The 23,954-nt window shown below is 44.6% G+C and carries 15 protein-coding genes; 1 reads left to right on the plus strand and 14 read right to left on the minus strand.

The genetic code is table 11. The features are described 5' to 3' along the window. Positions 1 to 124: 124 nt before the first annotated feature. From B9N89_RS15955 to B9N89_RS16015, 13 genes are all read right to left on the minus strand, one after another. Positions 125 to 931: a hypothetical protein gene (locus B9N89_RS15955; protein ID WP_132320294.1), complete on the minus strand. Its 807-nt coding sequence runs from the start codon at positions 929 to 931 to the stop codon at positions 125 to 127. 448 nt (positions 932 to 1,379) lie between these two features. Beyond that, the gene (locus B9N89_RS15960; RefSeq protein WP_132320296.1) at positions 1,380 to 4,376 is read right to left on the minus strand and encodes a glycosyltransferase; all 2,997 of its coding nucleotides are present in this window, start codon (positions 4,374 to 4,376) and stop codon (positions 1,380 to 1,382) included. Positions 4,377 to 4,506: 130 nt separating this feature from the next. Further along, positions 4,507 to 6,810: a non-hydrolyzing UDP-N-acetylglucosamine 2-epimerase gene (wecB, locus tag B9N89_RS15965; RefSeq protein ID WP_132320298.1), complete on the minus strand. Its 2,304-nt coding sequence runs from the start codon at positions 6,808 to 6,810 to the stop codon at positions 4,507 to 4,509. Between the two features lie 31 nt (positions 6,811 to 6,841). Further along, complete coding sequence (glmS, locus tag B9N89_RS15970) at positions 6,842 to 8,677, minus strand: glutamine--fructose-6-phosphate transaminase (isomerizing) (protein WP_132320300.1); 1,836 nt, start codon at positions 8,675 to 8,677, stop codon at positions 6,842 to 6,844. Between the two features lie 59 nt (positions 8,678 to 8,736). Further along, complete coding sequence (gene kdsA, locus B9N89_RS15975) at positions 8,737 to 9,582, minus strand: 3-deoxy-8-phosphooctulonate synthase (RefSeq protein WP_132320635.1); 846 nt, start codon at positions 9,580 to 9,582, stop codon at positions 8,737 to 8,739. 36 nt (positions 9,583 to 9,618) lie between these two features. Then, complete coding sequence (locus B9N89_RS15980; protein WP_132320637.1) at positions 9,619 to 10,560, minus strand: KpsF/GutQ family sugar-phosphate isomerase; 942 nt, start codon at positions 10,558 to 10,560, stop codon at positions 9,619 to 9,621. A gap of 396 nt (positions 10,561 to 10,956) precedes the next feature. Continuing rightward, positions 10,957 to 12,231 carry a capsule biosynthesis protein gene (locus B9N89_RS15985; protein ID WP_132320302.1) on the minus strand — a complete coding sequence of 425 codons (1,275 nt, stop codon included), beginning with the start codon at positions 12,229 to 12,231 and terminating at the stop codon, positions 10,957 to 10,959. 263 nt (positions 12,232 to 12,494) lie between these two features. Next, positions 12,495 to 14,522 (minus strand): capsular polysaccharide biosynthesis protein, encoded by a 2,028-nt coding sequence (locus B9N89_RS15990; protein WP_132320304.1) that lies wholly within the window; start codon positions 14,520 to 14,522, stop codon positions 12,495 to 12,497. A gap of 14 nt (positions 14,523 to 14,536) precedes the next feature. Then, complete coding sequence (locus tag B9N89_RS15995) at positions 14,537 to 16,156, minus strand: polysaccharide biosynthesis/export family protein (protein WP_132320306.1); 1,620 nt, start codon at positions 16,154 to 16,156, stop codon at positions 14,537 to 14,539. 2 nt (positions 16,157 to 16,158) lie between these two features. Next, the gene (locus B9N89_RS16000; RefSeq protein WP_132320308.1) at positions 16,159 to 17,361 is read right to left on the minus strand and encodes a KpsE/RkpR family capsule polysaccharide export protein; all 1,203 of its coding nucleotides are present in this window, start codon (positions 17,359 to 17,361) and stop codon (positions 16,159 to 16,161) included. Positions 17,362 to 17,364: 3 nt separating this feature from the next. Then, the gene (locus tag B9N89_RS16005) at positions 17,365 to 18,015 is read right to left on the minus strand and encodes an ABC transporter ATP-binding protein (RefSeq protein ID WP_132320310.1); all 651 of its coding nucleotides are present in this window, start codon (positions 18,013 to 18,015) and stop codon (positions 17,365 to 17,367) included. Beyond that, a complete protein-coding gene (locus B9N89_RS16010) occupies positions 18,012 to 18,806 on the minus strand; it encodes an ABC transporter permease (protein ID WP_132320312.1) in 795 nt (264 codons plus the stop codon). Before B9N89_RS16010 ends, B9N89_RS16005 begins: the two co-directional genes overlap by 4 nt. 87 nt (positions 18,807 to 18,893) lie before the next feature. Further along, positions 18,894 to 19,793 carry a DUF2279 domain-containing protein gene (locus tag B9N89_RS16015; RefSeq protein ID WP_132320314.1) on the minus strand — a complete coding sequence of 300 codons (900 nt, stop codon included), beginning with the start codon at positions 19,791 to 19,793 and terminating at the stop codon, positions 18,894 to 18,896. 214 nt (positions 19,794 to 20,007) lie between these two features. On the opposite strand from B9N89_RS16015, the gene B9N89_RS16020 reads away from it, so the two are divergent. Next, the gene (locus B9N89_RS16020; RefSeq protein WP_132320316.1) at positions 20,008 to 20,763 is read left to right on the plus strand and encodes a phospholipase A; all 756 of its coding nucleotides are present in this window, start codon (positions 20,008 to 20,010) and stop codon (positions 20,761 to 20,763) included. 64 nt (positions 20,764 to 20,827) lie between these two features. Here B9N89_RS16020 and B9N89_RS16025 read toward each other — a convergent pair whose 3' ends face one another. Then, positions 20,828 to 23,908: an NAD-glutamate dehydrogenase domain-containing protein gene (locus tag B9N89_RS16025; RefSeq protein ID WP_132320318.1), complete on the minus strand. Its 3,081-nt coding sequence runs from the start codon at positions 23,906 to 23,908 to the stop codon at positions 20,828 to 20,830. Positions 23,909 to 23,954: the final 46 nt, after the last annotated feature.

A 23,954-nucleotide genomic window follows, 5' to 3' on the forward strand; every position in this document is an offset into this window, starting at 1 on the left:
CTTGATGATCTCAAGAACAGCTTCAGCCTTCTTCTTACCTGTCCATCTCTTCACATCTGACATGTTTAAAACCTCGTTCACTGCCATGGTTACCTCCGTTATTTAGCAGTAAATTTGGTTTGCTTCAAATTGGGTACACTATAAGGCTCAAATATTTGTTTTTTAATCGGTATACATTGCGATAAAAATGTCTGGTGATTTCCAAAAGGTTTGAGCGCAGATGCAAATAGTTTTTTCCACGAAATCGTTTGATAAATTCTGTAGCAACTGATTTATTATGGATGAGATGGCTTTCTGACATCTGCTTTTCGAGAACTGCCTGGATATCAAGGTCTTCCTCAATTCTCAGTCTAAAGAATGTATGATTCAATTGCAGATTGTCGACTATATCTGAGACCACCTTCCTGTCTGTCGATAGTATTTTCTCTGCTTCACCAGTACCTCCAAAGTAGGTAAAGTAGTGAATATTTCGAGAGTGCTTTTTTGTAGCACTAAGGGTTACTCGACTATCTATACCGGCCGTGATCGAGCAGAGTAGGTTTTCATCCTTAAGGAGGTTGACTTGATTAGCGAGGTGTTCTGCAATTTCATTTCTGCTGCTTTCGGTTGGCAACCTCTGGATAAGTTCTTCGCGCGGGAAAAAGCGCTTTAAGGCTTTACTGGAAGTATCCAAATAATGATTAGGTATCAATTGAAAGATATTGTACCAAGGCGTGGTGTTGGCAGGAGGGTGATAGCCAGTATATATTGACAGATATTTCGCTAGTCCGTTTCTTTCGGAACCAATTCTCTCAGCAAGCAAGTTTGGATGCGATGAAATTTTGATCGAATGTAGATCGGAATAGAAAACGCTTCTGAGCCCACAGGCATCATTGAGGACCTTAATAGGTGATGCACCTCGACGGTAGACTAAAACGAAACGACCATTCATATAGTCGAGCTCGTCATGGAAGCTCGATTCGGATTGTTTGAGTGCAAGGAAAAGGCCTTGAGTCAGTGCTTCAATGCTGTTTGTGCCGCTACGAATATCTATTGCATATCCAATAATAGCTAAAAAACCAAACCCGTCCTCGAAGTGGCCGAAACTATTTTGAGGATCAAACTGAAACCAAAGTTAATTACCAACATGTTTCTCGGTCCACCCTAAGGTATTCTGACACCTGTCCGTGGATATAAAAAACCCCCTTTGGTACTTAACCTTTGTTGAGCTTAGGATAATTTCGGATAGCCCTCGCATCAATATTTTTCCTCGCAAGCATTGTCCTGAAGGAAAAGATAGCCAATACCATATACCAAAGCATTGACTTCGGTTCTTTTCTTACACCTAGCATAATTCAGATTCATCAATTAGACTTCTCTCACAATTTATCGCCTAGCAACTACACAAATATTTCCTTAAAATTCAGACCCTTGCAAAGTTTCTCCGTATTCCTTGCAAACTGCTCTTCTTTGATAACCCAAGTATGAGAGTTCTGATCTGCTCTTCTCATTATTACGTAATTATACATATCAGCTGAGTAGATTATAAACTTGTTCCTTTTGCATTCTTCAAGAAAATTCGAATCTTCGCCCCTATTTCTATCTGCAAACTTAACCTTATTCCAAACGTATCTTCTGAAGCTAAGTGTTGCTCCGGTAATAAAGTCCGTGTAGTAGTGCTGTTGAGTGGGGTATTTTACGATAACTTCATCCCTACTTTCTAGGTAACACATTACCGCTTTTTTTCCTAATACGTCTGCACCTGAATACTTAAAAGCATCAAGCATATCAGTTAAGTAGTGTGGGCCGTAAAAATCATCGTCATCCATCTTGAATAAAAATTCTCCGCTAGAATTTTCTATACCCAGGTTAAGGGAATACCCTAAAGTACCAGCGGCACTTTCATAAATTGAAACAGAAATTCCCTTTCGAATTTTTTCAAAAGGCTTTCTATTCATAGAGGGCCCATTTAGAACGATGACCACCTCAAATTCTTTCAACGTCTGCCGATTCAAATTTTCAACCAGTCGGTCTAAGAAAGATTCTCGATTAGTTGATACTACTACAGAAACCTTCTCGCTCTCCTTCTTTTTAGGAATACCAACTTTTTCCATAACCATATCTAAACGATTAGAATAGGTGTGATTCGCAAAAATCATTCTCATAGCTCGATGCCTTTGCTTATTCAGCTCTCTCTTGTCCCCGTTAATAATGGAGTCAATAGCCACCCGGGCCTGCTTCTCAGAGCTAACCTCAGTCACGTAGTTACCAAATAAACGTTTTATAGCTTTCCCTTTGGTCGAAATAACCGGCGTCCCACTTGCCAAAAGCTCGAATATCCTTCTTGAGCACATTGTCGGAGAGTTTTCAACTGAATTAACATTTAAGAAAACCCTGTACTGTTTGTGGGCTGTCAACATCTTCTTATACGGAAGAGAACCGGCTATGTACTTTTGAAACTTCTCAGGAAATACTCTTCCTTTCCTATGGTCTTTTGCAAAAAGCATTCTATCGTAAATATGAAGATTATAGTTTTTTGCAGCACTAAGTAGAAGATTAATTTGAGATTTTCGACTAGGTATATTTTCATACCAACTTCCTGAGAAACAAATATCGTATTTTTTCAGACCTTTTGATTGTACTGGATTATGGACCTGAGGCTGAGCAGCAAAGGGTAAACAAAATACATTTTTGTGGCCAACCTGCTTCCGATATTTAGGAATCATATTTTCATCAGTTGTGAAAATATAATCGCAGTCTTTCGCTAAATCAACGAAATGCTCAAAGTTAGTTGGATCTTCCTTGTTCCAGAACACAACCGGAATATTCATTCCTTTACAAAAATTGATCATATTCTGAAGTGCCCCACCAAGATGAGGTTTCTTGTAGCTAACCATAGCATAGGTCCACTCACCATTGTTACCAGCCCAGGATGACTCCAAAAAGAGAATATCAGGCTTGCCCTCGATGATCTCCTGTTTCCAGCCTCTTTTTGTGACGGGAACAATATCAATTTCGTACTTGAAACATTCTTCGCTAAACTGATCGAAAATCGATGCAGCTTTTATCTTGCCACTGGCTTGCTTTTTGCCCACTGGGATAAACTCCGGCCAGTCAATGTAGTCTTGTTTGAGTTCGTTAACTTTCCCTGCTTCTCCCACCCCATTATTCTGCGAGACTTCCTGTTGCTTCTTCCCTAGAAATGCTTCCAATAGCAGTTTATCCCCTAATTCATGAACTGCAGGGTCGTAGGGGACTTTCTTGAAGGAAGAAAATATGTTCCTCAAGCTACGAAAAAAACTCTTCGGATTCTTATAAAGAGTTATAAGAGAGTACCCCAATCTATAGGAATGCGAGCGCTGATATTTTGACACTTCTTTTTCCAGCGATAGAATATGCTTTCTTAGCTTTTTTTGAGCGTCTTCGGAAAATTCGTTTGAAACTAATTCCCTCGACTTGAGAAGGTTGTTTTGCTTCTCTAATTCAGTGTTATCCAGTTTAATTTCTCGTATTTTTTCTAATAGCTCAGACTCACGTTCCTTAGCCTCATTTATCGTACATCTAAGTTCTTCGATTAGTTTTCTATCTGAGCCTTGCTTGAAACTTGTAACCTCTGAATCTATAACCTCTCCCCCATCATTAAAGACTATTGACTGCTTGGGAATCAGTTTGGACTGGTAGGCTTCAACTTCTAAATTTCCAGTATTCTTTCTCACTTCAGCCAGTGGATGTGAGCGTCTAACTGATTCTAAGAGCAGTTGTTCAGTTTTTCTAAATATATTCCAGTACAACTCATCAAATCGATCAGAGCTGGAGCGTTCTCTGAGAGAAGAAAAGCCTATCCAGTCTGAGCTTATTTCATGATCTGTTACCCGAAATTCTTTATTCAGCAATCTTGCCGAATCGCAAACGAACAGCTGTCTCTCTTTGTTGAAAAATTTTTGGGTATCAAAAGGCACGGTTAGCACTAATCTGCCATTCTCGTTCAATAGTGAAAGGCAACGGTCAATAACCACAAATGGATTGGCAAAAGTCTGAATAATGCAATCTAAAACAATACAGTCGTACTCCTTGTATCCCAGGCTTTGATCAAAGAACGACTTTTGGATATACTTAAGTTTTTCCGATCTTCCTTCAGCATCGACAAAAGTTCTATTTGCTTGCTCAATTGCAGCAGCATTGGTATCAATTCCAACTACTTCCTTACCAAGCATCGCCAAAGATTTTGATACACTCCCAAGCCCACAACCAACATCCAGAACTTTATTGCCGGTTACCTGCATACAAATCCATTGTTGACGTGAATTCAAAAGAGGAGACCCCTTCACTTTTAAAGGATGTCTACGCTGATCAGTGATGCTTGTCATTTTTGGTCTTTCCTCAACTGTTTGCTTCATGCTTACTGCAGTAACTTTCGCTTACGCTCATTCTATCTTTAAATTGATGAAGGCATCTGCTTGATAAAATAGTTTTCTTCTTTAAGTTTGCCATGCCAGAGCACGAGATCAGCTTCCCGATAAAAAATCATTAAGCCCTTAAAGATTTTTTCAATGTTTCAGGCAAGCTATGGTAGCTACTAAACTGAATTAAAGGCTTACCGAGCTTATTCACAAGAGGTTTAGAAATACGATAGTCGCTAAAAACATCGTGCTCTACCGCTACAAAAATCAAATCAGCGAAGTCCTCAATCGCTTGAAAGTCGACTAACTCTCGATCGAAATTGACTGCGAGAGGATCATGACAAACAACTTCTAACCCAAGACGTTCAAGTTCATCAGCGATATGAAGCACAGGAGTCTCTCGCGTGTCGTCCACGTTAGGCTTATAAGCCACGCCTAGAATACCAACTCTCTTGTAACCATTTTCATTGCAAACTTTAGCCAGACGTTGCGCAATAACTCCTGGTCGGGCATCATTAACAACCCTTGCCTCTTCAATCAGGCTACCTTCTTCTTGTTGTTCAATGAGAAACCAAGGATCAATGGCGATGCAATGCCCACCGACACCAATGCCAGGCTGGAGAATGCTGACCCTTGGATGAAGGTTAGCCAGCTTAATCACATCCAATGAGGACACACCGAGATCTTCGGTTATCGCATCAAGTTGGTTGGCAAAAGCTATATTGATATCCCGGAATGTATTCTCTGCAACCTTTGCTAGCTCCGCAGTCGTCGCTTCACAAGGGACAACTTCTCCCTCGACAAATGAGGAATACAAGTTAACTGCCGCCTTTGTAGAATCTGCACACAGACCACCTACCAACCGCGCATTGTGTTTTAACTCATGGATCGTTGACCCCGGAATTGCACGTTCTGGGCAATGAGCAATCAAAACCTGCTTATTTTTTTTGTCAGCTAGTGGTTGCAATACGTCGCGACACGTTCCTGGACGAATCGTTGATTCAACAACCACAAGGTCGCCAGTATCACAAACTTCAAGGACTGCTTCAAATGCCCTCTCAACGTAGCTTAAATCGCACTTCCTATCCTTAATAGGAGTAGGAACAGAAATAAGATAAGAGTCAGACTTTCGAAGGTTCGTGGAAAATTCTATCGAATTCCTTGCTTTCGCAAAGAGCTCTGGCAGGCCTGGCTCATCGAAAGGAAGATTACCATCAACAAGCATATCAATCTTCTTTTTACTAATGTCAAAGCCAGAAACATCGTGACCTGCTTCAGCTAGAAGTAAGGCCATTGGCAAACCCATGTATCCTAACCCAACAACCGTCACCGCATGCTTGTCCTTGGACTTGGAGTGCAATTCAGGAATATTTTTTTGAAGAATATCAATAATCTTCCTGGCGGTTGTACCATCACCAAAGGGGCAGGACCAATCTCGTGCTCTATTAAGCATTAGCTCACAAGCATCGATAACTTTTTCTGGATCAATTCCAGCTAGAATATTTGCACCAACTTCTATCGTCTCAGGTCGCTCTGTATTTTCTCGAATCGTTACGCAAGGAACCTGGAGAGCGCAGGCCTCCTCCTGGAGTCCACCGGAGTCAGTAACGACAAGTCTAGCATTGGCAAGTATCGCAGAAAAAGCTTTGTAACTCTGCGGCGGGATCACCCTAATATTCTTATGAAAACTGTGAGGCGAATTTTCAACCATCTTCGCAGTTCGAGGATGTATTGGGAATAGAACCGGCATCTCGAATCTTGAGGCAATAGAGTTTATTGCCTCCATAAAAGACATAAGACTAGCTTCAGAATCAACATTGCTCGCTCTATGAGCTGTCAACAAAACATACTCGTCCTTGGCAAGCTGCAGATCAAGCGGCAGCTCTGCATATTCTCTCATTTGGTAGAGAGTATCGATAACCGTATTGCCAACAGTGTGGATTTTTTCCTTCTCAACCCCTTCGCTAAGTAGGATCTGATGTTGCTTATCAGTTACAGCAAAAAGAAAGTCTGACAAGTGATCAACGATAACCCTATTGGTTTCCTCGGGCATTGTTCTATCGTAAGATCGAAGACCTGCTTCAACATGTCCTACAAGGATACCAAGTTTCGATGCGGCCATTCCCGCAGCAAGAACAGTATTAGTGTCTCCCTGGACCAAGACAGCCTTTGGCATCTCTTTTTCAAAAATTGGTTCAATCTTAATTAAGATATTGCCTGTTTGGTTTCCATGGGAGCCTGAGCCAACATGCAGATTGTACTTGGGTGCTGGAAGGTTTAGATCTTCAAAAAAGACCGCATCCATTTCAGGACTGTAGTGTTGATTGGAGTGGACAATAAAGAAATCTAGGTTTCTTTTCTCTAGTTCCCACACTAGTGGAGCAACCTTTATAATTTCTGGTCTCGTGCCAACTACTATCGCTACGCTCATCTGATGATTCCTTATCTTCAATCTATATTTTTTATTCAACTGTTACTGATTTTGCTAAATTTCTCGGTTGATCCACGTCTTCTCCGCGCTGGCAAGCTACATAGTAGGAAAACAGTTGAAGAGGGATCGTAGATAGCAAGGCTTGAAATACTTCGTTTGAAGAAGAAGGACCTGACATCAAATCATCACAGACCGATGCCAGATGTTTGTTTTCACTATCCCCAAGACCAATAATAATTCCGTTTCTTGCTCTTATCTCTAGAATGTTTGAAACTGTTTTTTCCTGATAACGATCGTTAGGTGCGATTGCCAGGACTGGCATATCCTTGTCGACGAGCGCAATAGGACCATGCTTGAGCTCACCAGCTGCATAGGCCTCTGCATGGATGTAGGAGATTTCCTTAAGCTTGAGCGCTCCTTCAATAGCAATTGGATAGCTTGAGCCACGACCTACAAAAAGAAAACTTTTATAGCCATTATACTTCGCAGCGATCTTCTCAATATCCGACTTCGTTTCTAGAACTTTTGCAACCTGATTGGGAAGCTGCTTGAGTTCAGCGAGAGCCTCGTCTATCTCAACAATAGAAGTAAAACCTTTTTCTTTCCCTGCAGCTAGAGACCATAGGTACAGGCAAAGTATCTGACCAATAAAAGCTTTAGTAGATGCAACACCAATTTCTGGACCAGCAGTCATGAGTATAGAGCTTTGGCTGTGCCGAACAATGCTGGAGAATGGAACATTGCAAATTGATAATGTTTGACACTCGTGGCCCGCCGCATACTTCAGAGACGCCAATGTGTCTGCCGTCTCACCTGATTGAGAGATAACGATGACAAGGGTTTTTCTATCTCCTAGAAGAAACGGCTCTCTATATCGAAATTCACTAGCAATTTCAACATTCACCGGGATTTGCAAGGTTCTTTCAATGAATGACCGACAGACTAATCCCGCAATATAGGCTGTTCCGCAAGCAACAATATGAATTTGCTCAAGCTTACTAACTTCAAGCCTTTCGATACCAAGCTTCTTCAAATCTAAGGAGTTATCGCTTGTATAGCCTTGAATAGCTCGGCGAATCACATCCGGTTGTTCGTGAATTTCCTTCAGCATAAAGTGAGGAAATTCGCCCTTATCTACGATACCAGGTTCCCAAGATATTTCTTTGAGATCTAACGGAGCGGCTTCACCTGAACTTTTAAAAAGAGAGATACCCTCTACAGACAAACGTGCCCATTCATTGTCTTTCAGAAAGTAGGCTGACTGGCAAAACTCGCCAAAGCTCGAGATGTCACTACCGAAGAAAATCTCTCCGTTTCCTTTACCAATAGCAAGAGGAGAGCCCTTCTTTGCCACATAAAGATTTTCTGGACGACTATGAAAAATAACCCCCAACGCATAAGCGCCATCAAGCTTATCAAGCGCCATCTTTATGGCAACGTCTGGCTCAACACCCGATCGAAGGTAAGAGCTTAATAGTTTAGCGACAACTTCAGAATCCGTCTCTGAGTTAAACTCAAACCCCTCTTCCAGCAGCACATTTTTAAGATCATCGAAGTTTTCGATGATTCCGTTGTGGACCAGCGTTATACCTTCCGCAGTATGTGGGTGTGCATTGCCTCTGTCTGGCCTGCCATGTGTCGCCCATCTTGTATGACCTATTCCAGACTTGCAAGTAGTAGGCAGGTTCGGCAATTGAGCGATCAAGTTAACAAGTTTACCAGCTTCCTTAACTGTGCTGACACTACCATGCTCATTAGTTACAGCAATGCCAGAAGAATCGTAGCCTCTATACTCTAACTTTTTCAACCCCGCGACGAGAGTGTCAACAACCGGTCGATCCCCAATATATCCAACTATTCCACACATGCGTTAAAACCACCTTCGTACTTACCGAAGCTCAGGAACTACTACCTTGAGCATAATTCTTAAATTGTATCTATATCGCTAAGAGACTTAACCAGATCATCCATCTTCTTCATCTGATCCAAAAACACCTCCACCCGATCCAAACGCAAGGCACAAGGTCCATCACACAAGGCCTGATCAGGATCAGGATGGGTCTCTAGAAAAATCCCAGCTATCTTCTGTGACATTCCAGCCAGAGCCAATGATGTTACAAACTGCCGACGGCCATCCGCTGAATCCTTGCGGCCACCAGGCATTTGCAGTGCGTGAGTCACATCAAAAATCACAGGATGACCAGTTTCTTTCATCACCTGGAAGCCAAGCATATCGACGACAAGGTTGTTGTACCCAAAGCTTGTGCCTCGCTCACAAAGAATTGTTTGATCATTCCCTGCTTCTTCAAACTTACTCAATATATGCCCCATCTCATGGGGAGCGAGAAATTGCGGCTTCTTTATATTAATCACCGCGCTAGTCGCTGCCATGGCATTCACCAAATCAGTCTGGCGAGCTAAAAATGCGGGTAGTTGTATAACATCACAAACTTCAGCAGCAGGTGCTGCCTGATAAGGCTCATGAATATCTGAAATAATGGGCAAGTCGAAACTTGATTTAACTTCTTGCAATATTTTGAGTCCTTCATCAAGCCCTGGGCCTCGAAAGGATTTGTTCGAAGAACGGTTCGCTTTATCAAAGCTAGCCTTGAACACATAGGGAATACTCAGCTTAGCAGTAACTTCCTTCAAAGTTTCCGCGGTCTTCATAACAAGGTCTCTGGACTCGATCACATTGTTGCCCGCGAACAATACAAACGGTCGATCATTACTTAGTTCGATGTCTTTAAATCTGATAGTTTTCTGCATCATCATCCACATCTGTTTACGGTTCGCTATTATGGACCATTAGTTAAATCGATCTCTTCCATAGAGACCAACGATGTTTTCGTTATCATCTAAAACGACCAAAGCGCGACAGGGATTCTCCTTGATAAATTCACGTGCCTGGCTAATCTGGGTCGACGCCAAAATAGTTTTTGGCTGAGGCGTCATGATGTCTTTTGCTTGCACATCTTTCAAAGTTTCAATCGATGCGAATGCCGATCGAATGTCTGAGTCAGTTATGACTCCCAGGAGCTTACGATCGTTAGCAACAATTGCAATCCCAATTGCCGATGCAGTCATTGTAAAAATAACTTTTTCGATGCCATCGTCTGCCGTTACCATGGGCAGATCGTCTTTAAGCATGACATCTTCTACTCGGGTTAAGAGTCTTCGACCAAGGCTTCCACCAGGATGAAACCTGGCGAACTGTTCCGCAGCGAAGTTTCGCTTCTTCATCAAGGTCACCGCGATTGCATCACCAAGAGCCATCGCCGCTGTGGTAGAGGATGTCGGCGCTAGGTTGAGTGGGCAAATCTCCTGCTCTACTTTCGCTTCCAAACAATAATTAACTTCACGACCAAGTGTTGAGTCTTTGTTGCCAACAATGGCAATGGTTTTGTTACCAAATTGCTTTAGGGGCCGGAGAAGACTGCAGATCTCAGCTGTCTCACCGCTATAGGAAAGGAGCAGAACCATATCTTGCGGCACGATCATGCCTAAATCACCGTGAAAGGCTTCACCTGGGTGAATAAAAAAACTCGGCGTACCTGTTGAAGCTAGGGTAGCGGCGATTTTCTTGCCCACCAACCCTGACTTACCCATCCCTAAGACTATCAATCTACCCTGACAGCCATAAATCGCATCGATCGCTTCAGAAAACTCGCAACTAACAGAATCAGCTAGCTTCATCAGCTCCTGAGCTTCCTCCCGAAGACACTTTTTAGCAACGCTTATGGAGTCGATGATAGGAGACACCACTTCGCTATTCAGGCTGGTTCGTACGTCCATTGTCTATGTCCCAGTTAATTCTCGATCAAATCCCATTACAAATAAGGTAAGGAAACCTCGATATATTGCACATTGTTCGAATCGATTGAGCAAAAGGGCTCTTTTGCAAAGTGTGGCATGAGAAATGTGAGGTAAATGATTCAGAAATCCGTCTGCTCAATTAACACATGCCAGAAGCTACTTTCCAGCGCCTACTGAACCCATCTGATTGCGCTCGCTCTAGTGCGATAGAGCTAACATATAATACACCGCTTTTCTAGCATAGCTTCTGGCTTTTATGGACTTCCGAAATAAACTGTGTTCATCATGAGCGAAAACTCAGATCAGAGTGCTCACCCTGAGCACTTGAAGCTAAGCTTGAGGAATCGCAACCCCGCTCTTCTCTTCAGATAAATGATTCTTTCGGCTCAACACATGCTGGATAACAACGGGAATCCTTGGCTTTTTTGGCTCGATACCGCTTAGACCAGGAACCTGGATGCTGTCCAAGGGCTTATAGAAATTCTGATTTAACTGAGTCTGCTTCACCAGATACAAGCGAAAACGCTCAAATAAACCGCGATCAGGCTCAAAATCCGCTGCCCAAAACCCTGATAGCTCACCTTGAAAGCAAAGCCCTGGCATATCATAAATCGCTCGACCTAAAGCCTTAACTTTCTTGCCGTGAACCAGAGCACTAATCCCCATCGTGGAATTTATAAGCACTACGCCTAAACACTTTCGAAGGAGCCACGGGTTAGGCCCATCGTAGATATAGACAACACGATCACCAAGCTTATGCTCTTTAACAAGCTGCTTGATCAGATGCTGGTAGTTGCTATGGCCTCGATCCATAGGGTGGTGCTTGATAACTAGCGCCGTGTCGGTAGGAGCGTGTTTGGCAAAGGAAGACACAGCCACCTTAATTGAGGACGCCACATCGGGAAAGTCAGAGTGAAAGCGGATCTGAGAATCATCTTTGATTTGCAATGGCATCAAATAGAAACGACTACCCCACTTTCGTTGTAAGCCGGCTAATCGTCGGCCAGACAGCCAACGTTGTGGATGCTTCAGAAGCCAAGCTTTAATCCAACAGCGTGCCTCATAGAAACCACAGAACGAACGATGATGACTATAGTGAGCGAATTGACGTCGCAGTATGAACGAGAAAAAATAGTAGGCAACAGCATGGAGAATGCGCTGATAGAAGTCGAAGCCTATGCTTTCGGTTTTTGGCAAAGGCCCCTTCGGCTGCTTTCGATAAAACTCGGGATCGCGAGGAAGTGATGAATTGTCGTTCACCCCACCTAGCTCACAAGTGATATAATCTGGCCTTAGGTACCCATCCTCGAAGTAGTACACCGGAACAGATTGGTCAGCACAAACTTTGGTTGCAACGCGATGATGATCCCGACAGTCTCCATAGCCATAGACCACATCAATATGGTGTTGAGCGATCAGCTGTTTAAGAAACCAGGATAACTGATCCAATTGACCACGAAAGGAGACAGACTTAAGTCCACGGCTGTAGAATATGTCACCACCATTGAAATTCACTTTAATGACTCGATGGCCATCAGCTTCCAATTGCTTGGCAAATTTTTGAAAAAAGGGACCCATCGGACCCTGAAGCAATAGGATGTTCAAAGGAACCTCAAAAATCTGAAATATTGCAGTTAGCGGCGAAATAAAGTGGGCTTGTCAAAAAAGAAACCAAAGCCCGCTGCTGCCATGTTTAGCCTACGGCCTTGAAAGCCAGTAAATAGATGATTTAAGACAGGTAGTCTAGAAAAATATGCTCTTTGAAGTAGAAAAATAACAATATTTTTCCAAGCAGAACATAATTGTGAGAACTTTCATCTATCTTAACCAGATCTCATTGACGAGCCTGCATCATGGGCTGTCTTGCCTTAATATAATAGAGCTTCTTTAAAGTAACGAAGCTTTGTCCACCAGCGATTGATTCCGCTTTTTTGATTCTGAGTAACGTTTTTTTCCATATCTGTACGTATCTCATCAATGATACTCTCGACACTGCTGACAGCTCGTTTCGACCAGCTGAAATAGTGTGGGTAGAATATCAACGTTCCCGCTACTAACTCCGCCAGGCTAAGGTCTCTTGAGCGCTCTTTTCGCTGATGCCGATCAATGGTAAGGCCCCACCCTGCATAAAACGGCATCCCATAGGTAAAGACCTGTTTGCCATGAATCAAGGCTTCGAAACCGGCCAATGAGGTAAGCACATGAACGGCATCACAGGCAGCGAAGCATTTGATAATACTCTGATTTACAAGCATGACGTCGTAAAGATTTTCTGGAACTGATGCCTTGGATCGATTGCCTGAAATGGTATCAGGATGAGGCTTATAAACAATAAAGCTATCTGGAAATTGATCCCGCACAAAACGGAGCAAACCAGCGTCCCCGAAACAATCAACGCCTCCAAGTTTGAGGGAGGCATCTCCCGGCACCTGACCTACAACTAAGCGAACTGTTCGTGAGTCATGTTCACCTCTTGTGAACAAAACATCATCCTGAGCACCTACATTATATTTCGTGACTTTGCTTTGCTTGATAGTCTCGATCAGTTTTTCCGCCCGCTGTAGAATGCTTGGGCTGAAGGTCTGTCGCGCTAGAATGGATTCCAGCCGACTTTCCTTTGATCCATGGTAGTAAAGTTCCTGCTCTTCTATCACTAGAGATGAAGGTCGCTTGAGATCTGTTCCCAATCCTACAGACCGAATGAAGCCGTCCTCAATCCGCAAGATCTGATAGCCTTTGCTGCGAGCCAAAGCCACGTCCTTCTCATGCTGATAGCCCCATACAAGTACCGCAGCACCTGAAGTAGCTCGACTCAATGACTTAACCTGGCGGATAAATCGCAATTTTTTAACATGAGGCCGAAGATAAAACGGCATGAAGCACCGCTTCCAGAAACTTAAGCCTAAGGCATAGATCTTATCGTAGTGCCGAATTTTCATCGGTTCTTTTTGTTTCAGAAGGTCTAATGTGTCTTCAATTTCACACAGGCAATCTTTGACGGGATCGACGTAAAGGCAGTAGTCAACCAAAGTGTGGTAGGCAAGTTGCTCGATAGACAGCTTGTTCTTTCGTCGCTCACACGTTCTTCGGTCGTCTGTCAGACCCCAGCCCGCATAAAACGGAACTCCAAAGCAGGTTACCGACTTACCTAGGAGCAAAGCTTCGAACCCCACCTGCGAGCTAACTGTGTAAACATGGTCTACCTGACCAAGCAGATAGACTGGATTTAAGTCACGATCAATGAGCGTTACATTATCTGGCAAAAAGTCTTTAAGATAACCCTTTTTTGTCCCTAGCTTTACGTCTGGATGAATCTTGGCAAAGATCTGAGCTTCTGGGTTCTCCCTAACAGCAGCTGCCACCATCGCCTTAAAGTCTTGAGCACTAGCCCCCGAATAATACACCGAGCGGTCGCCAAACGTTTGATCGACGATCAAAATTCTCTTGCGATCGTGAGCCTGATCTAGGTCCTGGTCACGACAAAGGCTTTGGTGATTGTACTTACTCAGCGCTTCTTCTTTGATCGTTGCTAGGATTCCCTTCGTGCGTGCAAGTTGCTCTCGATTTAGGCCAGCACTTTGATTGAGGAGATCCTCAAGCTGACTCGGACGACTGGCGTCGTAGTAGATACCCACAGGGTCAGCAATGAGGGATAGTCTTGGTGATCCAAGCGAGGGATGAAGCTGATAGGCAAAGAAGCCATCTTCCAAGCGTATCAAACCCCTGCCAGTAATTCGGCTGAGTTGCTCACCACGATCAGCTTCGATCTTTCGCCCCCAGGTAAGTACCTTGAAGCGAAGACTTTTGGGCCACCCATAGTCGACCCTTCCCCCAAGAAACGTTTCGAGAGCTTTAAAGTTTCGAATGCCTTTAGATAGGGTCAGGTATCGTTTCATTGCATCTTCCGAGATTAGAGGGCTAGTAAGATACGAGCTGTAGCTGCAACATTGAATAGCACTTGCGCCACATCTTTACCCAATTGGAAAGTCTTGCTATCAACCTCAGGAATAACGAAGATCTCATCCCCTGGTCGCAGCTTGATATTGCCTGTAAACCAACCACTATCTTGAATAGAGAATGAGCCATCGAGATGGAGAACAAGAATCTTATCCTCATCCGCTCTATCTGTAAAACCACCGGATTGGGCAATATAATCTTTCACATCGAGATTCTCTCGATAGATGACTGCATTGGGAAATTGAACCTCACCGTGAATCATTACAACGTTGGTCTTCTGAGGAATCACCAGTAAATCGTCTTCTTCGAGTATGATCTGCGATCGCTCCAAGTCCTTTGCCAGCACGACTTGACCCTTGGGTTCCACGCGACGGGCACGCTCCACTAACTTGAGGAGCATCTCAGCCTCTCGGGCACGAATTTCAGCTTCCTCTTTGGTGACAGAGGTCGCACCCAGAATAGATTGTTCTAGCTTGTCTAAAGACTCAGCAAGTCTCACCTTCTGGGTTGCCTGAACCCGTTTACGGAATAGCTGAACGTGATCCTGATCGGAGAGGTTGCTCAACTCTACCTGGTCGAGAATATCAGCGATCGTAGCCCCTGGCTTAACAATAAACTCTCGTTTGCTTTTGTGTTCACCCTGAACTCGAACTGACAGGTTACCCCGCTGCTTATCATTGACGACGGTAATTTCGTCACCTGCTCGAAAGATCAGACCTTTTGCCTTCTTAATCATGTGGTAGGCATGAGTTTTCTGATCGCCAGAATTACTTTCAACGCGAATATGCGTCGCTTCAGCTGATGGTCTCGCCAATTCTAGTAGACGTTTTAAATCGATGGTGGAGGAGCTCAACTCGAAGCTATTCGCGTTTTGCACCAGTCCTTTGATAATAAGGCTCGGCTTTCGAGATTCCACAAGGATCGTATCACCATCGTGAAATTGGACGATTGGCATAGAACCTTTGAGAATAAACTCATAAAGATCAATACTGAGCTTTTTCTTGCCATTGCGAAGCAAACTCACTTCGACAAAGCTACCACGATCTAAATCAATTCCCTTAGCCTTATCGAGGTAATAAAGAACAGAGTCGGTGTTAAGACCACCGTAAAGCCCTGGACTATTTACAAAGCCGGTAACGTATACTTTTACAGATTGATTGGTATTAAGGTTAGTATAGACGCCAACATTTTTGAGATAGACCTGAGAAACTTTTTTCTTAATCACCGCGTTCAAGTCTTGGTTTCTTACACCAAGCACACGAACTGGCCCCACTTTGGGTAGAAAGATATTTCCCTGGGCATCAACGATTAGATTCTGCTGAAACTCTACAGCCCCCCAGAATTGAACGCTGATGGCATCCCCTACATCAATCTGATAGTCTGGGTTAAAACCTTTAAACGACTCTTTGGAAAAACTACCCTGGAATAGGTTTGCTCCGAAAGGCAGGATATTGCTATCACGCACCTTGGTTTCCACAGCAGTTTGCTCTTGGCTGACATCCATATTTTCTATTGCTAAAGACTTAGTCCCTAAGAACAGGCTTCCAAGTATGATAAGGCTTCGTATGTTCATAACTACGCTCGATTCTCTCTTACAATTTCGATAGACAGTGTCACGACTCCGTATAGTACTAGCAACCCAAAGAAGATCGTCACCAGGTTATAAAACACTTTGGGGTGTGTTGCGTCTTCTGGTTTAAAGGCACGGCTCACGACCACCAAAAACTTCTTCTTTTGCGTGCTTTCTACACGGGTTTTTTCTAGGCTAACAAGAGCTGTTTTATAAGCATCTTGGGCAAAATTGAAGTTTAAGACCAAGTCATGATACTCGGCCGTTAGTTTTCCGAGAGACTGTGAGCCACTACCTGTACTGGTAAACCCTTGGTTCTCACCGGCAAGCTGCTCATTGATGGCTGAAATACGATTTCGCAATGCTTCAACTTCTGGTGCTTTGGGGTTCATGTAACCAAGAAGGGTTTTCAATTCCGCCTCAAGCTTGGTTTTACTCGCTGTTAGCTCGTTAACCACACCAACCACAGCCTTCGACTGCTCTTCAGGCTGAACAATGTTATGCTTACTCTGAAATGCGATCATATTCTGCTTCGCCGCTCTTAAGTTATCCTGAGCGCGAACGACTTCTTCTTCTACAAACTCCATTTGCTCAGCAGCCAAGTCATGGTTGATCCGGTTGAGGAAGGCTTCACTCTCGGAACTGATGACTTGAACAATTTTTTGAGCGTAGCTAGGCTCAAAACCCTGCGCCTCGATTGTCATAACTCCTGATAACTCATCGAAGTCCACACGAACACGATTGAGATAGTACGCGTAAGACTCCTCTCGGCTTGTATTCGAGCCTAAACGAAAAACGAAATCGACTTTTTCAGAACGAAAATGATCAAGCAAAGCAATCTTTTCATGGAGATGATCCATCATCGCCATCGAAAGAATATATTCTTGAACCAGCATTGCGTCTGCGGCCGAGTTACTGGAGCCACCAATCAAGCTTAAAGCACCAAGGTTTAAACTCTCGGCTCCATTCACTCTTTTTACTATAAGCTCTGCCTTGCTCGCAAAGCGATCGGCTGCAAATATAGTCAGGTAAAGAGCACAAATCACGAACGGTATTGCGACCCAGTAGGCAAATTGATGCTGAAGCATCCGGCGATGAGTGCCCTTCGCCTTGTGCTCCTCATACAATTGCTTTGCCCGCGAATCTTTAAGAAAGAGCTTTGGGTTGCGTCTTAGTTTTCTAAATTTTCTCGGTTCAGAAATTTTCAAAATTCACACCATTTTCTTATAGCTAGCGACTGCTTCTCGGATATCATCATAGTATGTCAACTGACCATCATTGAGCAGTAAACCTACTTCACAGTGCTTTATTAACTCATTCAAATTGTGGGACACCATAATAAAGGATGATGTCTCTTGCTTGGCTGTCATTGCTGCCGAACATTTTGCTCGGAAATTTTTGTCGCCAACCGCCGTCACCTCATCAACCAGGTAGACGTCGAAACGAAATGACATCGACAAGCCGAAGGAAAATCGTGAGCGCATTCCTGACGAATAACTCTGAATTGGCATATCAAAGTAGTCCCCAATATCAGCAAATTCCGCTACTTGTCGTTCAACTTCAGCAGCATCTTCCACCCCATGGATACGGCACACGAATCGAGTATTTTCCCGAGCGGTCATGCTGCCCTGAAATGCCCCTAGCCCCACTGGCCAAGAGATACTGGCTGAACTCTGGATAAGCCCTCGATCGGGATAATCAATCTTGCCGATCAACCTTAGCAAGGTACTCTTACCTGCTCCATTTCGCCCTAAAATGCCCACGCTGGCGTTGGTGGGAATTTTAAAACTCACATTGCGCAAGGCATATTTTCGCCCTCGCTTAGTAGCATAGGACTTTGTTACATTCTTCAGCTCGATCATGTTGCTACCATCCGTATCCAAGTCCGCTTGTGAAGGTAAAGCCCTACTAATAGCGTGATGAGGGCAACCTTAACGAGGTATGTCTCTGAAATATAGGGTGATAGGGGTAAGCCCAGATAACCCTCTCGAATCAGCTCAATCGCACAGAATATAGGATTCCAAGCTAAGGCCTTGACGGCTGCCGATGGTAGGGTAGCCGCTGCATAAAAGATTCCAGATAGAAAATACAGCGGCCTGGTGAGCATCGGAACGACCTTCTCCATTTCTGGGAACATGGTCACCAGACCCGATGTGCACAAACCGGCCCCAATCGATAGAATCACAAGGAAAAATAACGCTTCTAGAACAAGGCCAGGATCATGAACGGCAACATCCACCTGAAACCACCACAGGATTAGAATAAAAACCGCACACACCATCACAAAAATAAACAGCTCTAAGAGCCAGCGAGAGATCAAGGTATGGATTGGCCGCACTTGCTGAAAGTTAAATAAACCCCGATTTGCGGACGCCGCATTCATGGATCGCGTCATGTTATTAGAAAAAAGATTGTAGGGCATGATCCCTAAAAATATAAATAGGGGAGCTGAGTGCCCAAGAATCTCCCAAGTCCCTCGAAGACCCCACATCAGAGAAAATATTGCCACATGAGTCAGTGGCTCGATCAAAGCCCAAGCCCAACCCAAACGAAACTTACCAAAGCGCGTCTTAACCTCTCGCAGAAAAAGGGCGAGAACCACATCCCGAAAGATCTCTAAAGAGTTTCTCGATTTTATGGTCGCATTCTTCATTCGGCCTTTAAGTCCTTCTCGTCTTACTGGCGCCAAAAAAGCATAGGTTTAGCCTGAATCACTCAAAATGTCTAGAGTAAACCCAGTCTAGGAACCTCCTGATTCCTTTCGACTCGTCCCATATCGCAGGTAAGTCTCTGGAACTTGGACATAATTAAAAAAGTCATTGCCATGATGAGCATACGAAAAGTGCCGCGTCGCAGGCTTGAATAGCAATTCGTTTAGGTTGAGTCCCACGCCCACAAAGGTCTCTCGGATTTCTGGATCATCGTTTTTGAAGCCCCTTGCAAAGTACCCTGCACTAAACTCAAAGTATTTCAGGGGGGTATCGGCAAGGGAATCGAATCCGGCCGGCTTTAGAACCACCATGTAGCGCTGGTTCATGTAGTCTGTAATCGGATGTTTTGTTTCTACAAAACGCTTTGGGCTATACTCAATTCTGAAATCCATGGTTTCTGCAAGCTTAGGATACCGATCCCGCAGCATGGCAAGCCCGATCCCACTAGAATTCATGATCAAATCCTCATAAGAGAAGCCATGGTCCTTGGATACCCCATCAAAGACTTCTACATAGAGCATGATCAGCCAGGCATAAAGCCCCGGATAATCATTGCGTTCCATCCCCTGAGGCCTTGCTTTCCGAGCCTGGGTGTATAGGAATTCCGCCATGATATAGCTTGAGTAAAAGTGGCCCAACTTGTCTTGGCCACCGCTCCCCGTGTCGGCGCTAAACCAGCCCTCGTCATTGAATTTGAATCGACTCGAACCCCAGTCCCAACTTTTTACGCCCAGATAGGTCACAAAACCCGTGACACCCAGCAGCTCATAGTCGATGAGCTTCATTGTCTGTAGCCAAGCGGGTTCTGGTAAATTAACGAGTTCGTCGCCTGGAGCAGCGATTTGCTCCTCGCTGAAAGCTTTTGTAACTGGCGTCAATACAATCAGACAAACTGCCATGGTTTTGATGATGATTTTTTTGAGGAACATTTATGAAACTCACTTAAATATAAATACACTCTTAATATTTTTCAGTCACCATGACGCTGCAACGGAATAGCACAAACCTTGTGAAAAGTCATGATATTTCTGGATTACAAGCATCGAGGGCGGCTTAGCAGCGAACTATGCAGATTGACTTAGCTGTGTTAGACTTGATTTAAAAACAACAAGAAAACCTCACTTTTGATTGGGATCTTTCACCATGGACTTGCAGGCCCCTCGCGTCGTTCTAGGGATGCTTATCCTCGGCCCAGTGTGGTTATGGCCAGTTTCCGCCACATCCCTTGAACGAAGCTATTATGAGCCTCCCGCTCACTTTGCCGCTGTCGAGCCCGACAGGGTTGTGAAACTTCAGTTCAATCTCAGCCACCAGCTCATCCGCCAGCTACCCTTCTATTTTTCTTACACCATGCGGGGTTTCTGGGATCGAAGCGGTCGCACCAAGTCCAATCCGTTTATAGACATCAATCACCACCCCGAATTGCAGTGGATTTTCTCACCACGCCATATTTTTTCGTTCGAGCACGCGTCAAATGGTGTTGACAATGAACCTTCTGGCCCCGAGCAGAGGGCCAATCAGTCCCGGAGTGTGAATCGATTTTACTGGCAATCCTTTTGGAAAGTTCCGGGGTTATCAAAGCTTTGGTTCGCCCCACGAGTGGACGCTCCCATCGTCACCAAGAACTCGACCCGAATTCATGACTATATTGGCTATGCAAGCTCGATCCTAGAGTGGCGGGAGGATGGCCATGTTACCGGCTACCTGCGGTATAGCCGTGGCGCTAAGGGCCATCAGTTCATTGCCCAAGCAACTCTAGACCCTTTGGGGCTACTTGATAGTCGACACCCTGGCAATACTCGCTTGTTCGTGGAGTATTTCAATGGCTATGGTGACTATCTCGTCGATTTCGATAAAAAGAGGGATGTCATGCGAGTTGGTCTGCGCTTGTTGCAGTGACGAATCGAACCCCGCTACGCACAGCATGACCTTGAAATCACACCGAACGCAGCGAAGCATCTCATTATTTTAGGATGGATCGTGACTGCAATTCCATCACAGTCAGATTACGAGCCGCACTCATACTAAGAATCGCTTCAATCTGCCCCTTCTCAGCAAGGCTAGAGCCCTTCACATTCTCTAGAAGCTGATGGGTCAAACGATCCTTTTCAATGTAGATCTTAAGTGCCTCGAACCAGTACTGGCTTGGGATACTCTTTAGCCACGTTAAGCCCTCGTTATACACCACATAGGACGCTATGGAGGAAGCGATAATGGCGATCTGATGGGTATCAGGCAATCGCTCTAAGATACGATCACGATACTTCTCTACCAAGATCGGCGGACAGTGATCGATGACGATCGCCTGGTAAAGCGGGTCTTGCAAAACGCCTTTGATGTCTTTGGTCAGGTTCTCTAGCAAAACATCGGTGATACGGTTGATCTCTTTGGATATCTGAAGGGATAGCTCAACCAAAGTCTTGGAGCGATCCTCTTCCGCATAGACGCGAAAGAGCAGCTTCGCTTCAGCGTCTGCTCTTTGCCGCAATACATCGATAACCTGCTGTACGTAGTCTTCCTTAATCGCAAGAAATTCTTGAGCAGAGATCACCAGTGAGGCAATGATTTCGTATGACGAGCAAATCACGCCCGTTTTGTTTGCCGAGGAGTCTTTAATGATGAAAACCCCGTTTTCTTGGAGCTTCTCACGAGCATCATCAGTGAAGAAAATATTTGCCCCTTCAACGATAGCTCGCACCGTAGATTCACCGGACTCAGTGAAAAATTGAGACCAGTTCTTACCATTCACCGAGTAAGGTCGCCCACCTGCTGGAATAAAGATATCTGCGTAGACTCTCCGGTAGATCTCATTGCGAGTCTTGATATTCTCGTTGCTATCAGCAGCAATCACAAAAGCATCGTCGGACTTACTGAGCTTGCCCTTGTCAAACTCGACGATAGACTTAGATTCTTTCACGAGCCGCAATAGCTCAGCCCAGTCTAGGCCCTCGGGATCATATGCCGCGCCGAAGCCATCGGAGATGGAAACAACTCTGGCATTTTCTTTATATTCGCGGTGAAGAATCATCAGCTCGTTACCAGCCACATCCCCATCAGGCCCACCAGTCATCTTGACTTTGAAGCTATCCTTCCGCGGATCGATACCAAGGAATTGCAGGGTATTTTCGACAAATACATTCACCCCTTCGCTGGTAACACCATATTCCTTGTGGTTGATTCCCTCACCAGGCTTCGAGGACATGAATGCGGGAGCATATTTGTAACCCCGACGTTTGGCTTGCGCCGGAATCCAGTTGATCAACTCATTGGTCATGTTTTCGTCAGGACCAAGGTAAATAATCTCGGTTTTATCGTAGTAGCTAACAAGCTTATCTAGGTTTTCGTGGGATTCGTCCTCTTCTACAAGAAGATCAAGCAAGGCGTTCACAGAGCCTTTGACAGCCTGATCTCGGTGGCCATCAGGCTTCAAGACCAACACAGCCTTCGATCCCCCTTCGGGAATGTCCTTATTTTTCATCTGCTGAGCGTGGCTTAGGCCATAAACCTCATCAAAAAGACCTGCCAAGGCCATGTCATAGTCAGCAGCGGAACGAGGCATGACGACCCGCATTCCACCCCTGGCAATATCCTTCCAGCGAACTTGGAAGAAACGGAAATCCTTACCCAGAATGAAGAAAATCCCATAGGGTGCGTGAGGGTAGTACCTAGTGTCTAGGATCGCTGGATCGAGGCGAAACGCCAACCCTGTTTTCGTAGGCAAAAAGTAGTTGGTCTTCAGGCAGTACTTAATAAACTTCAAGCACTTCTTAAAGATGTGACGATCAATGTCTTCGAACAAGCCATCGATCTCTTTTTTGATCTCTGCAACTCTTTCTTCAGCAGTGCGTTCCCACTCACCTTCAGGCAAACTAGGATCAAACTTGGCCCTGAAGAACTTGACCAACATGTCTAGTAGCTCATGATTCTGAGCGAAGGTATTGCGAATCTTATATAGAGAGTAAGCATAGGGATTGCGCTTGCTCAGAAATAGATGAGCGTAGGTTGCGAAACTCCGAATGAGGTTGGTAGCATTGATGGAAAAATCGTAAGGCATGGCCGTAAAATCGGCGAACTCGTCATAGTCCACCCACCCCATGGTTCTCAAAGCTTTGTTCAGACGAATCATAGGCACAAAGCGAGATGAGACCTTCTGGCTCGAACCGTGAGACATAATGAAGTGCATCACCGTAATTGACTCGTCATAGCCCTCTTCAAACTTCGCAACAAAAGCTCGACCAACATTAAAATCGTAGCGGTGGATCAAAGTTAAAATAGGCTCCATCATCTGAGCTGGATTGACGTTCTTCAAGCCTAGTGTCAGGCGAGCATTAGGGGAGTTCTCGAAGGTATCGATAAAGGTGTGAGCCCCTTGGTGATCGAGCATATGCTTGACCATGCGGAACGTGATGCTCAGACGTGCAGCTGTCGCATACATCACGAAATCATTATCGAGATTCTTGACATAGGTCTCAATTTCAGAACCACAATCTGGATATTCTTGCAGCATCAGCTCTTTGGCAGCGCTAACCTTCTCAAGAATCCGCTTGTTATCTTGATCCAGACCTTTGTGATCAGTACAGAAGAAGGTGGAAAGAAATAGCAGGTTGTCACGGGAGAAATAGACAGCTCCCATCTTCAAATTGTTGTTGGAGATTCTCTTAGCCATGTCACTAAGAATCTTACGATCGCCCCCAGGTCCGATGTAGGTAACCTTCGATTTATCTCGGTCCCAAAGCTCTACGGTTTGCTTGGTTTCAAACACATGGCCGGTGATAATTGCTGATAGATGACGAACTTTTTCCTGCCTTGGCGTCGTTTGATAGTAAATCTTAGGCATATTATTGAAAAACCAAGGAGTCAGAATTGAGATACTCTGATCCAAGCCCACGCGCACCGTGTCGGCAATGTCGTCAATATACGACTCAAGCTGCTGACCACTAATTTCCCTAGCGTATGAAGGAGCTGGTTCGGGAGCATCGTTTAGCTCGATGCCCATTTCTTCTTCCTGCTCCGCCCTGATTCGAAACTTTTTCTGATCGCCCATTGGCTGCCCCTATCGCCTTCCCTTAAGAAACCGGGTTCGAATCTGC

This window comes from Pseudobacteriovorax antillogorgiicola (assembly GCF_900177345.1).
Lineage (GTDB): Bacteria > Bdellovibrionota_B > Oligoflexia > Oligoflexales > Oligoflexaceae > Pseudobacteriovorax > Pseudobacteriovorax antillogorgiicola.

Bases quoted from the DNA above. Each gene is read 5' to 3' on its own strand.
- B9N89_RS15955 (WP_132320294.1), bottom strand. From the start codon at position 931: ATGAATGGTCGTTTCGTTTTAGTCTACCGTCGAGGTGCATCACCTATT.
- B9N89_RS15960 (WP_132320296.1), bottom strand. From the start codon at position 4,376: ATGAAGCAAACAGTTGAGGAAAGACCAAAAATGACAAGCATCACTGAT.
- wecB (WP_132320298.1), bottom strand. From the start codon at position 6,810: ATGAGCGTAGCGATAGTAGTTGGCACGAGACCAGAAATTATAAAGGTT.
- glmS (WP_132320300.1), bottom strand. From the start codon at position 8,677: ATGTGTGGAATAGTTGGATATATTGGGGATCGACCGGTTGTTGACACT.
- kdsA (WP_132320635.1), bottom strand. From the start codon at position 9,582: ATGATGCAGAAAACTATCAGATTTAAAGACATCGAACTAAGTAATGAT.
- B9N89_RS15990 (WP_132320304.1), bottom strand. From the start codon at position 14,522: ATGAAACGATACCTGACCCTATCTAAAGGCATTCGAAACTTTAAAGCT.
- B9N89_RS15995 (WP_132320306.1), bottom strand. From the start codon at position 16,156: ATGAACATACGAAGCCTTATCATACTTGGAAGCCTGTTCTTAGGGACT.
- B9N89_RS16005 (WP_132320310.1), bottom strand. From the start codon at position 18,015: ATGATCGAGCTGAAGAATGTAACAAAGTCCTATGCTACTAAGCGAGGG.
- B9N89_RS16010 (WP_132320312.1), bottom strand. From the start codon at position 18,806: ATGAAGAATGCGACCATAAAATCGAGAAACTCTTTAGAGATCTTTCGG.
- B9N89_RS16015 (WP_132320314.1), bottom strand. From the start codon at position 19,793: ATGTTCCTCAAAAAAATCATCATCAAAACCATGGCAGTTTGTCTGATT.
- B9N89_RS16020 (WP_132320316.1), top strand. From the start codon at position 20,008: ATGGACTTGCAGGCCCCTCGCGTCGTTCTAGGGATGCTTATCCTCGGC.
- B9N89_RS16025 (WP_132320318.1), bottom strand. From the start codon at position 23,908: ATGGGCGATCAGAAAAAGTTTCGAATCAGGGCGGAGCAGGAAGAAGAA.